Below are 11,358 nucleotides of genomic sequence, written 5' to 3'. Positions count from 1 at the left end.
GCTGGTGGTGATGTAGCGCCGGCCCGGGGGGCGGTCCGGCGCTGGCACGGCGGCCTTTGGCCTTGATTCCGTGCTATTCAAAGTGCTTCGAAAAATCCTGTCGGTCGCGGACATTCAAAAATATGATCCATGTCTGCGCTTCGACTTTGGTCAGACCTTCATTTTTGGCCGCTTCAGTCAAGGCTGACAAGTTTTCATAGTCTTCCCGCAAGCAGGCCAGCGCTAGCCGATACAAAGGTGAAGTGTCAGACCAGTCATACCTGTTTAACGAACTCTCTACACCTGGGTCTTTTGCTCCCGTGCCGTTGCTTTGAAGATAGAAACTCAGAGCAAGATTAATAGTCAAAGTTGCGTCAGTTACACGCGGTCGGTCCGCATTAGAAGCAAGGGCAAACTCACAAACTCTACGGGCCATTTTAGTTAAGCCGGCTGTCAAAAAACCGTGCGAATTTTCAATAATGTTGCTAAACGAGACTGGGACAATAGATGGTGAAACCTTTTGCATCAATATATGCGCCGTAAAGTAGCCTACTAAAAATAGCCTAGCTGTTGCTCTCCGGAGATACTTTGCAGAAACACGCAACTCTGCACCAATAGGCTCCAGATCATCAATCTTGTGCCCCAGAATACCGCAGCTATCCAGATACCTCTGATTTACAACCGCACCGTTATGAATGATAAGGTGGCGCCGCTGGCATACTTCGTTAAACTGGGAAATGATTGCTTTGTCGGAGGTAAGGTTCACCCCGAACTTTTTTTCGATCCATTCGAGTTGTTCAACGTGATTCTTTTGTTGAAGAAGCTGATCGATTTTCTGGTCAATTACCGATCTTTTGAGATCCTCAAAACTACTATGACGGGCTATCTCAGACATCGATATCGTTTCTGTTTCAGAAACAAACGCTTGTGGCTGAACTTGAGACACCAGCAGTAAGAGTTGTCTGAGAAAAACTTCATACTCGGCGACGAGAGCGCTGAGCGAAGAGCGGCGTAGTAGATGGGCAGACTTAAGAATTTCTACTGAAGCACCCAATCGTCCAGCTGTTGCGATCAGCCACTCGTTTGGAATCAGATATCGCGTTACGACGTCTCCGTTGGTTTTAACCTCAGAGATCTCAGAAGCAACAGAATTGGCGAACCCCATTAGCGCCGCGCTAGACTCTTTATTCGCACTCGTAAAAGCTTCGCTTGTAAGCCGAGGAAAGGCTTGAAAGAAACCCATTGACGTCGAAACCCAAAGATCGAGCAACTTGTCAAAATCGGCGAACAGTAAATCTTCTTTAGAAAGCGTTGCTAAAACCTCGTCCGCGGTGGGCGATTGATCAAAGGCGTCAAAAAAGTCAACTTCGATTGTATAGTGGCCTTTATCGTCCACCAAGACTTTAAGCTCAAAACAATCGTCACGGCTCACCGGTACTAAGTCATTTCCCACTAATAACCCCCATAAACTCCCGCCATTCTCCCTTGGACATGCCGGAATTCTCTTGCGTTACCTCTTCACCTTTCAACATCCGCTGAATACACGCAAGGGCTGTGGCTGAAAGTGTCGCGCCGCCCATCCGGTAATCCTCGAACGCTTTGTAGGCCGCGGGCACCCAATCCTTGACCATTTCGCAGATCGCATCGGCATAGACGCGGATTTCGTATTGGGCGTGGGCATCGGCCCGCAGGCGGAGGAAGTGGAAGAGGTTGTGCAGGTCCACTTTCCAATACCATTGGGTGTAGACATTGGCGGGCAGGTTCATGCGGGCGAGCTCTCGGGCCAGCCCCTGTTGGCCGTCCTGTGAAATCATCTCTTCATAATGGTCGTAGCAGCGCATGGCGTCGTCGCGCAGGTAGTTGAGGACGCGCTGCGCCTCGTCGCCAGTGAGTGCTTCGCCCCTGCCCTGGTTGTTGACGACCGATTGAGCAGCGAGTGCGTCCTCGGCCGGGATATAGAATTCGCGGTCGAGGATCGAGTAGCGGGCGGAGTATTCGTTTACGTTGGCGGTGCGGTGGCGGATCCACTGGCGGGCGACGAAGACGGGGAGTTTGACGTGCAGCTTGATCTCGCACATCTCGAAGGGCGTCGAGTGCCAGTGGCGCATGAGGTAGCGGATCAGCCCTTCGTCATTCTGGACCGACTTGGTGCCCTTGCCGTAGCTGACCCGCGCGGCCTGGCAGATGGCGGCGTCGTCGCCCATGTAGTCGATAACGCGGACAAAGCCGTGGTCGAGGACCTCGCGCGCCTTATACAGATGCGCCTCCATCCCCGGGACGGTGGCACGGAGCGTTTGGGTGGATTGGGCGCGCAGGGCGTCGATTTCGGACTGTTGTTCGGGGCTGAGCGGCATGGGGCGCGTCCTTTATCCACAGAATCTGTCAGGCCTATACCTTATCTTGGGGATGCACCTATGAGAACCGCTATATAAGGGTCGTTTTTTGGCAACGGTTCTTGGCCCGCGCGAATCGTCGTCCATACGAAAGCGTTGACTTTTCGGGGGTTACGGCGGATTCTTTCTACAAAAGAGGCAGTAAAATAGACCGCAAAGGTTTTCAGGCATGACACGGACAGCAGCAGTGCTTGCGCTTGCCGCGCTTTTGGCGGCGTGCGGGGACGGTAACCCCTTTACTTCAACGGACGACGCGGATGCCGGTGGTGCACCGACGGCCCCGGTTGATCCCACGACGCCGACGGAGCCAACCACGCCAACGAACCCACTGGCCGTGCCGGAAGCCATCGCGAGCGATCTGGAAAGCATCAGCTTTGACGCGGCGACGAACACGCTGACGGTCACGGGCCTTAGCCAGGATGGTGTCCCGCTGGTCAACGAGTACCGGCACGTGGCCACCAGCTTTGTCGACGGGTACGAGACATTTACCGGCCAGAACGATCCGCTGGGCCGCCATGCCACGGCTTTCGTGGCAAGCCGTGACGGTGTGCAGGCGGGGGTGGTTTTGACCGGTCCCCAGTTCAACACATTTTTCGGCGGCGTCTATTTTGACAGGACGGGCGACTATGTTGCGCCGACCGCGCCGGAAAGCCGGTTCGACGTCACCTATTATGGCAACTACGCTGCGGGTTTGAACTTGGACGGCCCTCGTACCGACATTTTCCCGACACCGGGCATTGACCCGGATGTCAACACGCCGAACCAGGCGGCTTATGTACGTGGCCTGATGTTTGTGAACGTCGACCTCAACGACATGTCGGTCGAGGGCGAAATCTATAACCGGACTGCCGTCACAAGCGGCGGAAACTTCGACATGCAGGACATTGTGCTGGTGGACGGCACCCTCACCGGCGAGGGCACGTTCAGCGGAAACATCGAAGTGGATACGAGAGATCCGGCCTTCCCCGGCTCGACTGAACGGGCCGACATTGGCGACTTTGCTGGCGTCATCGGGGGCAGCGAGGGCCAGTTCATGGCGGGCGGCACCGAAGTGACGGACGTTCTGGAAACCTTTGACAACGAAATCGAGCGTGGTGTGTTTGTCCTTGATCTGTGTACGGCCGCGGACACTGACCCGGTCTGCGTGAACGCGCTGCAGCCGTAAGGGCGGATGAAACGCGCGCTTATTGGTGCCCTGCTGACCCTATGGGCGTCGGCAGGGGCAACGGATCCACAGCAATCTGACGGCAACCGGACCTTCAATCTGGACGAAGCGCGCATTCTGGCGCGTCAGGCACTCTATGCAGGGCGGTTTGATCTGGCGCGTGATGTCGCGATGGTGCTTGTGCGCGCAGATCCAGAGGATGCCTATGCCTACGGCGTCCTGGCTGCGGCGCATTCGCGGTTGAACGATCCGAAGCTAGCGCGGGCGGCAGCACGCCTGTCCTACAAATACAGCGATACACGCACAGAAAAATTTGGCGCGGCACGCACCGCGGCAAGCGTCGCGTTTCAGCAGGACCGCCCCACCGTCTCTCAAGGCTGGCTGCGTCTGGCCGCGACACATGCAGACACGGACGCGCAGGAAAAAGCGCTGGCTCAGGACTACGGTCGCGTCAGGGCCGCCAACCCGCTTCGGTTCAACATCAACTTCTCAGTCGCCCCATCCGACAACGTCAATAACGGCACCGACAATGTGCTTGAGGTGGTCAACGACGTGCCGACGCTGGGAGTGTTCCGGCCCAGTTCACGCGCCTTGGACGGAACAGTCGGGACCATGGACGTGCAATTGCAATATCGCCTGGCGCAAGGCCAAAAAAGCCGAACGACCGCGACGGGGCGCCTGTATACGCGGCGCGTTGACCTGAGCGATGAGGCGCAAGCCAGTGTGCCGGATCTGCGCAACAGCGATTTCGGGTCCACCTATGTAGAAACCGGCATTGAACATCTGATCGCGCTTGGAGCGCCTGGTCACTTTGTAACGGTGGGAGGCGCCCTTGGCGCAAGCTGGTCGGGGGGTGAGCGGTCTTACGATTTTGCAAAGCTGTCGCTGAGCCGGAGCCTGACCGTGGGTGATGCAAGCCGCCTGACCCTGCGCGGCGGTGTCGAGAAACGTTTTTCCACAGCGACCAGTCTGCGCGATTTGGATGTGTTGACGTTGGGGGCCACGTACAGCCACAAGCTGGACGGCGGCGACAGGTTCAGCATTGGCCTGACGGTTCAGGACATCCAGGGCGATTTCGTGAACGCCGCGTACCAGACAGCGAGCGTGCGGGCGAGCTACACGTTTGGCAAGCAATTAGGGCCGGTGGAAATTTCGACTGGACTGACTCTTGGCCACACCGAATACGACGAATACCGGCTTGTGCGCACCGTCGAAGGCGGCCGGCAGGATGAAAGCCTCTATGGCGACGTGTCATTGTTCTTCAAGGATTACGACTTTGCCGGGTTTGCCCCGACTGTGCGTCTGCGTACGGGGCGCAGGACGTCCAACGTGAACCGGTTCGAGATTGACGAGACAACGATCTCGGTAGGCATTCAATCAAAGTTCTGAGAGCCGCTGGTACCCGCCGGGGGCTATGCTAGGTTAGCGTCAACATTCACTGTTTGACGGAGACCGCCCACATGGCTTTGACCTATTTGCACACAATGGTCCGCGTGAAGGACCTTGATGCCTCAATGGCATTTTACAAGCTGTTGGGCCTCGAAGAGACGCGCCGCCACGACAGCGAGGGCGGGCGGTTTTCCCTAATCTTCATGGCACCGCCGGACCAGCCGGAATGTCCTGTCGAGCTGACGTACAACTGGGATGGCGATGATGAGTTGCCCAGCGACAGTCGGCATTTTGGTCACCTCGCCTACCGCGTCGACAATATTTACGAGATGTGTCAGCACCTTATGGACAATGGTGTGACCATCAACCGTCCGCCGCGCGACGGGCACATGGCCTTTGTCCGGTCGCCCGACAACGTCTCGATCGAGTTGTTGCAAGCAGGTGATGCCCTGCCCGCGCAAGAGCCATGGGCGAGCATGGAAAACACGGGCCATTGGTAAGACCTGCGGTCTGTTTGGCCTTGTGCGTCGCGGCATCCCCTGCCGCGGCGTGCAGGTTGGCGCTGCTTTTGGCGCTGGACGTGTCGTCTTCGGTCGATGCGACAGAAGACCAGTTGCAGCGCGGCGGTCTGGTCGCGGCGCTGACCGCGCCAGAGGTGCGGGCCGCGTTCTTTGCCACCGATGATCCGGTGGCCTTGGCCGTGTACGAGTGGTCGGGCCGGTACAATCAGGAAGTGGTGTTGGACTGGACGCTGATCGACAGCCCTGCGGCATTGTTGGACGCGGCGGAGACTGTCGCCGCGAGCAAGCGGTCGCATAATGAGTTTCCCACGGCCATGGGCTATGCACTGGGCTTTGGGGCAGAGATGCTGGGGCGCGCGCCGGAGTGTCTGTATCGCACCATCGACATGGCGGGCGACGGGCAGAACAACGAAGGGTTTGGGCCGCAACTGGCCTATCGCGAGTTTCCCTTTGATGAGGTGACGGTGAACGGACTGGTGGTGAACGCTGCCGAGTTCACGTCCGAAACCATGCTGATCGAGTTCTATGAGCGCGAAGTGTTGCGCGGGCCCGGAGCATTTCTGGAAGTGGCCCAGGGGTTTGAAGATTACCAGCGCGCGATGCGCCGGAAGCTGGAGCGTGAGTTGACACCGCCCATCATTGGCAGCCTCGACACCGGACAGCGCGGCGGATGAGGGCGGCAGCGCTGATCATGGCCTGTTGTGCGGGGATGATCGGTGCCAGCGCGCAGGGGGCCTGTCGGCAGGCGTTGGCGCTGGGGCTGGATGTGTCGGGGTCGGTTGACGCGCTGGAATACCAATTGCAGATGGACGGGCTGGCCGAGGCGCTGGACAGCGGCCGCGTGCGGCAGGCCCTGTTGCAGATGCCATCAGCGCCGGTGCATCTGCTGGTCTACGAGTGGAGCGGGCCCGAAGACCCTGCCGTCATCCTGCCCTGGACGGCCATTGACAGCGCATCGGCTCTGGACGCCGTGATCGGACATTTGCGCGCGACCGAGCGGCGGCTGGCCAGTCCTGGGACCGCGCTGGGTCTGGCCATGCGCGAGGGTGTGGCGCATCTCATGGAGCGGAGGGATTGCTGGAAGCTGACCCTGGACATTTCCGGCGATGGGAAGTCGAACCTGGGCATCCGGCCCGTGGATGTAAAGCCGGAGGTGGAGGCCACGGGCATCACCATCAATGCGCTGGTCATTGGCGCGGATGCACCCAGCTTTGGTGATGCACGGCAGGCGGAGATTTCGGAACTCTCGGCCTATTTCCAGAACAATGTCATTGTCGGCTCTGACAGCTTTGTGGAGACTGCGCTGGGGTTTGAGGACTATGCCGCCGCCATGGCCCGCAAGCTGGAGCGCGAGTTGGAGACACTTATTCTGGGCAAGGGCCCCCTGCCCCGGTTTCCCGATGCGACCCCCGCGCCTGATGGCGCGCAGTCATCCAAGTAGTCGTCAGTAGATGTACCGGATCTGGTCGGTCCAGTACCGTTCCATCCGCTTGAGCGACGCGGTAATGTCGATGATCCCTTCGGGGCCGAGCACACCCTTGGATTGCAGCCCTTCGGCGTGGCGCAGGAACAGCTCGTTCACCACGTCGCGGATCTTGCGCCCCTTGTCGGTCAGCTTGACCCGGACCGAGCGGCGGTCAATCTCGCACCGCTGGTGGTGCATGTAACCCATTTCGACCAGCTTCTTGAGGTTGTAGCTGACGTTGGAGCCCTGGTAGTAGCCGCGGCTTTTCAGCTCGCCTGCCGTCACCTCGTTGTCGCCGATGTTGAACAGGAGGAGCGCCTGAACTGCGTTGATTTCCAGCACGCCGACACGTTCGAATTCGTCCTTGATGACGTCGAGCAGCAGCCGGTGCAACCGCTCCACCAGCGACAGCGCCTCAAGATACCCGACCATGAAGCCCGCGTTCGCTGCGTTTCGTTCGGCCACCCCGGGGACCTGGCCAATGGGGTCCTGAATGCTCATCCGTCTTCTCCGACCTGATCTGCTCAGCCCAGAAAATGCGGATGATTCGGAAATATTCAGTTAAATGCCGCAGAGCCCTTATTTTTCGGGCTGAAACGTGCGTGAGACGTCTTCGATCAGGGCCGCGATACGGGCCGGAGGCGCCTCTTGTCCCGTGACCCAGCGATACAAATCCTGATCGTTTTCGTTCAGCATCGCGTCATAGGTATCCAGCTCGGCATCTGTCATGTCCGCCAGATGACGGCCAGCATAGGCTGACAGGATCAGGTCCATTTCCTTGATCCCGCGGCGCATGGAACGCATGTGCAGCCGCTTGAGGCGGTGTTCGCGCAGTTCCTCAGACATCGGCGGGGGCCTGCATCGCGGCGCGGAGTTTCTTTTCCAGACGGCCCAGCTGCTCGGCCCGCGCCAGCATGTCCGAGCGCATGTCGCGCACTTCGGTCAGCAGGTCGCGCATGTCTGCGGTCAGCGGCTCTTCCTCTATCGGTGCGTCCAGCCCTTCGCCTTCGCCGTTGATCAACCACATCATGGACACGTTCAGCAGCCCGGCCATCATCGACAGGCGGTTGGCGCGCGGCTCGCTCAGGTCGTCTTCCCACGACCGCAGGGTCGCCAGACGCACGCCCAGCCGCTTGGCGAGCTGCTTTTGCGTCATGCCTGCCTGCTCGCGCGCGCCTGCCACACGGTCGCCAAAGGTTGCCGCATCGGCGCTGTACCAGTCCTGCAGATCGTCCATGTGGTCTTCTCCTTCGTGGTCCTGGCGCTTGATTGCGCGGGGGCTGCCGCCTATGAGGGGCTGGATACCGCGCTAGCACCCAGAGGCCAACATGACATTCCTTTCCGCGACACTCGACCGCGTCAAACCGTCCCCGACTGTCGCCCTGACAGGCCAGGTGGCCGCCCTGAAAGCGCAGGGCAAGGACATCATCGGCCTGGGCGCGGGCGAGCCGGATTTCGACACGCCGCAGAACATCAAGGACGCCGCCGTGGTGGCCATCGCGCTTGGCAAGACGAAGTATACTCCGGTCGATGGAATTCCAGAACTGAAGCAGGTCATCGTCGATAAATTCAAGCGCGACAACGGGTTGGAGTACACACCCGCCCAAGTCACCGTGGGCACGGGCGGCAAACAGATCCTGTACAATGCGCTGATGGCGACACTGAACGAGGGCGACGAGGTGGTGATCCCCGCGCCCTATTGGGTCAGCTATCCGGACATGGTCCTGCTCGCGGGCGGCACGCCTGTGGTGGCCGAGGCGTCGTTGCAAACCGGCTTTAAGCTGACCGCCGATCAGCTGGAATCCGCCATCACCGACAAGACCAAGTGGCTGATCTTCAACTCGCCGTCGAACCCGACGGGCGCAGGCTACACCCGCGAAGAGCTGAAAGAGATCACCGATGTGCTGATGCGGCACCCGCATGTGTGGGTGATGACGGATGATATGTACGAGCATCTGGTCTATGACGATTTCGAATTCACGACCCCGGCACAGATCGAGCCGCGCCTTTATGACCGGACGCTGACCGTCAACGGGGTCAGCAAGGCCTATGCCATGACCGGCTGGCGCATCGGCTATGCGGCGGGCCCCGAAGAGTTGATCAAGGCGATGCGCAAGGTGCAGTCGCAATCAACCTCGAACCCCTGTTCGATCAGCCAGCATGCCGCCGTTGAGGCGCTGAGCGGGACGCAGGACTTCATCGCGCCCAACAACGAGGTCTTCAAGCGTCGCCGCGATCTGGTGGTCGATATGCTGAATGCCGCCGACGGCATCGCCTGCCCGGTGCCGGACGGGGCATTCTATGTCTATCCGTCCATCGCGGGCTGCATCGGCAAGACATCTGCCGGGGGCGTAAAGATCAAGAATGACGAGGATTTCTGCACTGCGCTCTTGGAAGAGACCGGCGTGGCCGTCGTGTTCGGTGCCGCCTTTGGACTATCGCCGAACTTCCGCGTCAGCTACGCTACCTCAGACGAGGCCCTGAAAGAGGCCTGCACCCGCATCCAGACATTCTGTGCGGGGCTCACATAACGAGGGTTGGTATATGGGCGCGGAGCTTCCTGACTATTATTTCCGTGTGCGCGAAAACGGGGCGGCCGTGTTCCGGGTCGATACCGAAAACCGGCAGCGTCGGATCGAGATGGACCAGATCGCGGTCATCAATATCCGCAATGGAGAGATCAAGCCCCATGGCGACAGGACCCTGTCGCCAGAGGATCTGACGCGGATCGAAGCGTGGATGGAAGAGCGCGCAGACGTGCTGGCCCATCGTGACATCGACGACATTCACCGGGCGGTGGACTATCTGAACCTGACGACCCAATGGGCACAAAGCCGGGCTACAGATGATCAGTTGGAGAATGTGACCGATGCGCTGCTGCTGGCCATGCACGACCTGCGGTCGGTGCTGGTGCGCAAAAAGGCGGACCGGTTGATCAAGGGCTGACGGGACGGCGGGCGGGGCGTCTTTCCGCCCCTCTTTAGGGGGCGGGAACAGCGCCCGGTCCGACCGGGCCGCGCAGCCTGGGCACGGACACGGTCCAGAAGCGGATCATCAGCGCAACACCTGCGCAGGCGAGGCCAAAGACCAAGCCGAGCCAGACACCCACCCCTTCCCAGCCCAGCACGAAGCCCAGCACGTAGGATGCAGGCATACCGACCAGCCAATAGGATACCGCCGCCAGAACCATCGGCACCGTCGTATCCTGTACCCCGCGCAAGAGCCCGAGTGCGATGACCTGTGCCCCGTCCACAAGCTGGAAGAGGGCTGCGAGGGCCAGAAGGACGATCCCGATTTCCAGGATCTGGTCGCGTGCGGGCTCGTCCCGCTCCATGAACAGCGAAATCAGCGGCTCGGGTAGTGCGATGAAAAGGACGATCGTCGCAAGTGCCATGGCGAGGCTCATCACGATCACGGTGCGCGCGCCGCGCAACATGTGGTCAAGGTCTCCGCGCCCATAGGCATTGCCTGCCCGGATGGTCGCCACGTTGCTGAGACCCAGATGCACCATGAAGGTGATCGAGGCCAATTGCAGCGCGATGTTGTGCGCCGCCAGCGGGATCGTTCCCAGCCAGCCCATCATGAAGGCGGAGGCAGCAAAGAGCCCGACTTCGCTGAGGTTGGTCAGCCCGATCGGCCAGCCGAGGCGGAAGACCCGGCCCAGCATCTCCCAGTCGGGGCGCCAGAAGCGCTTGAACAGCTGGTGTTGTGGCAGCGCGATCAGGGCGTAACCAACGATGCCTGCCAGCATCACGAACTGGGTCAGAAGGGACGCCACCGCCGCCCCCGCGATGCCCCATGTCGGCGCCCCCCAGTTGCCGAAGATAAAGGCGTAGTTCGCAAGCGCATTTGCAACAGCCGCGGCAAGCGTGATCCAGAGCACGATCTGTGTCCGCTCCAGTGCCGCGAGATAGCTTTTGATCGTCATCACCAAGAGCGCGGGCACGATCCCCCAGCCTGCGATGGAAAGATACTCCGCCCCCAGCTTTGCGACCTGATCCGTCTGCCCAAGTGCAAGCAGCACCTGTTCGGCCATCAGCATCACCGGCAAGGCGCACACCGCAAAGCCAAGGCTCAGCCAGAGCCCCATGCGCGTCGCGCGCCGCAGGTTCGTCTCGTCCCCTTCAGCGTGGAAGGAAGCAACCATGGGCATCACCGCCCAGGCAAAGCCCGAGCCCATCAGGAACATCACGAAGAACAGGCTGCCTGCGACGCCGAGGGCTGCAAGTTCTTCGACCCCGTACCAGCCCAGCATGACCGTATCCGTCACGCCGATGGCCACCTGCCCCAGATGCCCGCCGATGAGTGGCAGACCGAGGACAAGGACCGCACGTGCGTGGGCCAGATATGACATCTGTGTTGTGGACATACCCCACCCTTACGCCTGCTTTTTGAGCAAGTGAAGACCTCGCGTGATGCGGGTGATGGGATACTGCCCGTGGCGTA

The 11,358-nt window shown here is 60.0% G+C and carries 13 protein-coding genes; 7 read left to right on the top strand and 6 right to left on the bottom strand.

Translation table 11 applies throughout. From position 1 onward, the window contains the following. Positions 1–73: 73 nt before the first annotated feature. Positions 74–1,411: a hypothetical protein gene (locus tag FD715_RS00540; RefSeq protein ID WP_147103655.1), complete on the bottom strand. Its 1,338-nt coding sequence runs from the start codon at positions 1,409–1,411 to the stop codon at positions 74–76. A gap of 10 nt (positions 1,412–1,421) precedes the next feature. Then, a complete protein-coding gene (gene thyX / locus FD715_RS00535; protein WP_147103652.1) occupies positions 1,422–2,333 on the bottom strand; it encodes an FAD-dependent thymidylate synthase in 912 nt (303 codons plus the stop codon). 208 nt (positions 2,334–2,541) lie between these two features. On the opposite strand from thyX, the gene FD715_RS00530 reads away from it, so the two are divergent. The 5 genes from FD715_RS00530 (at position 2,542) to FD715_RS00510 (ending at position 6,888) form a co-directional block, all read left to right on the top strand. Continuing rightward, on the top strand, positions 2,542–3,537 hold the full coding sequence (locus FD715_RS00530) for a hypothetical protein (RefSeq protein ID WP_147103648.1): 996 nt from the start codon (positions 2,542–2,544) through the stop codon (positions 3,535–3,537). A gap of 6 nt (positions 3,538–3,543) precedes the next feature. Continuing rightward, the gene (locus FD715_RS00525) at positions 3,544–4,926 is read left to right on the top strand and encodes a tetratricopeptide repeat protein (protein ID WP_147103645.1); all 1,383 of its coding nucleotides are present in this window, start codon (positions 3,544–3,546) and stop codon (positions 4,924–4,926) included. Between the two features lie 71 nt (positions 4,927–4,997). Beyond that, entirely contained in the window at positions 4,998–5,426 is a 429-nt protein-coding gene (locus tag FD715_RS00520; RefSeq protein WP_147103642.1) for a VOC family protein, read from the top strand. Further along, on the top strand, positions 5,393–6,121 hold the full coding sequence (locus FD715_RS00515; RefSeq protein WP_147103639.1) for a DUF1194 domain-containing protein: 729 nt from the start codon (positions 5,393–5,395) through the stop codon (positions 6,119–6,121). The genes FD715_RS00520 and FD715_RS00515 overlap by 34 nt, the downstream gene beginning before the upstream one ends. Next, on the top strand, positions 6,118–6,888 hold the full coding sequence (locus tag FD715_RS00510) for a DUF1194 domain-containing protein (RefSeq protein WP_147103636.1): 771 nt from the start codon (positions 6,118–6,120) through the stop codon (positions 6,886–6,888). The genes FD715_RS00515 and FD715_RS00510 overlap by 4 nt, the downstream gene beginning before the upstream one ends. Positions 6,889–6,891: 3 nt before the next feature. Here the strand turns inward: FD715_RS00510 and FD715_RS00505 are convergent, their stop codons facing one another. From FD715_RS00505 to FD715_RS00495, 3 genes are all read right to left on the bottom strand, one after another. Further along, a complete protein-coding gene (locus FD715_RS00505; RefSeq protein WP_039682564.1) occupies positions 6,892–7,413 on the bottom strand; it encodes a MarR family winged helix-turn-helix transcriptional regulator in 522 nt (173 codons plus the stop codon). Between the two features lie 78 nt (positions 7,414–7,491). Next, positions 7,492–7,758: a succinate dehydrogenase assembly factor 2 gene (locus tag FD715_RS00500; RefSeq protein WP_147103634.1), complete on the bottom strand. Its 267-nt coding sequence runs from the start codon at positions 7,756–7,758 to the stop codon at positions 7,492–7,494. After that, positions 7,751–8,149 carry a helix-turn-helix domain-containing protein gene (locus FD715_RS00495; protein ID WP_147103631.1) on the bottom strand — a complete coding sequence of 133 codons (399 nt, stop codon included), beginning with the start codon at positions 8,147–8,149 and terminating at the stop codon, positions 7,751–7,753. Before FD715_RS00495 ends, FD715_RS00500 begins: the two co-directional genes overlap by 8 nt. A 91-nt stretch (positions 8,150–8,240) precedes the next feature. Between FD715_RS00495 and FD715_RS00490 the strand changes: the two genes are divergently transcribed. After that, positions 8,241–9,443 (top strand): pyridoxal phosphate-dependent aminotransferase, encoded by a 1,203-nt coding sequence (locus FD715_RS00490; protein ID WP_147103628.1) that lies wholly within the window; start codon positions 8,241–8,243, stop codon positions 9,441–9,443. A 13-nt stretch (positions 9,444–9,456) separates the two neighbouring features. Beyond that, positions 9,457–9,858, top strand: coding sequence for a hypothetical protein (locus FD715_RS00485; protein ID WP_147103627.1), 402 nt, complete (start codon positions 9,457–9,459; stop codon positions 9,856–9,858). Between the two features lie 34 nt (positions 9,859–9,892). On the opposite strand, the gene FD715_RS00480 is transcribed toward FD715_RS00485, so the two are convergent. After that, entirely contained in the window at positions 9,893–11,281 is a 1,389-nt protein-coding gene (locus FD715_RS00480) for an MATE family efflux transporter (RefSeq protein WP_223274685.1), read from the bottom strand. Positions 11,282–11,358 lie beyond the last annotated feature (77 nt).

The organism is Tateyamaria sp. syn59, from assembly GCF_007995245.1.
Lineage (GTDB): Bacteria > Pseudomonadota > Alphaproteobacteria > Rhodobacterales > Rhodobacteraceae > Tateyamaria.
The sequence above is the reverse complement of the archived record's forward strand: the minus strand, read 5'-3'. Positions and strand labels throughout refer to the sequence as shown.

Bases quoted from the DNA above. Each gene is read 5' to 3' on its own strand.
- thyX (WP_147103652.1), bottom strand. From the start codon at position 2,333: ATGCCGCTCAGCCCCGAACAACAGTCCGAAATCGACGCCCTGCGCGCC.
- FD715_RS00530 (WP_147103648.1), top strand. From the start codon at position 2,542: ATGACACGGACAGCAGCAGTGCTTGCGCTTGCCGCGCTTTTGGCGGCG.
- FD715_RS00525 (WP_147103645.1), top strand. From the start codon at position 3,544: ATGAAACGCGCGCTTATTGGTGCCCTGCTGACCCTATGGGCGTCGGCA.
- FD715_RS00520 (WP_147103642.1), top strand. From the start codon at position 4,998: ATGGCTTTGACCTATTTGCACACAATGGTCCGCGTGAAGGACCTTGAT.
- FD715_RS00515 (WP_147103639.1), top strand. From the start codon at position 5,393: ATGGGCGAGCATGGAAAACACGGGCCATTGGTAAGACCTGCGGTCTGT.
- FD715_RS00510 (WP_147103636.1), top strand. From the start codon at position 6,118: ATGAGGGCGGCAGCGCTGATCATGGCCTGTTGTGCGGGGATGATCGGT.
- FD715_RS00505 (WP_039682564.1), bottom strand. From the start codon at position 7,413: ATGAGCATTCAGGACCCCATTGGCCAGGTCCCCGGGGTGGCCGAACGA.
- FD715_RS00500 (WP_147103634.1), bottom strand. From the start codon at position 7,758: ATGTCTGAGGAACTGCGCGAACACCGCCTCAAGCGGCTGCACATGCGT.
- FD715_RS00495 (WP_147103631.1), bottom strand. From the start codon at position 8,149: ATGGACGATCTGCAGGACTGGTACAGCGCCGATGCGGCAACCTTTGGC.
- FD715_RS00490 (WP_147103628.1), top strand. From the start codon at position 8,241: ATGACATTCCTTTCCGCGACACTCGACCGCGTCAAACCGTCCCCGACT.
- FD715_RS00485 (WP_147103627.1), top strand. From the start codon at position 9,457: ATGGGCGCGGAGCTTCCTGACTATTATTTCCGTGTGCGCGAAAACGGG.
- FD715_RS00480 (WP_223274685.1), bottom strand. From the start codon at position 11,281: ATGTCCACAACACAGATGTCATATCTGGCCCACGCACGTGCGGTCCTT.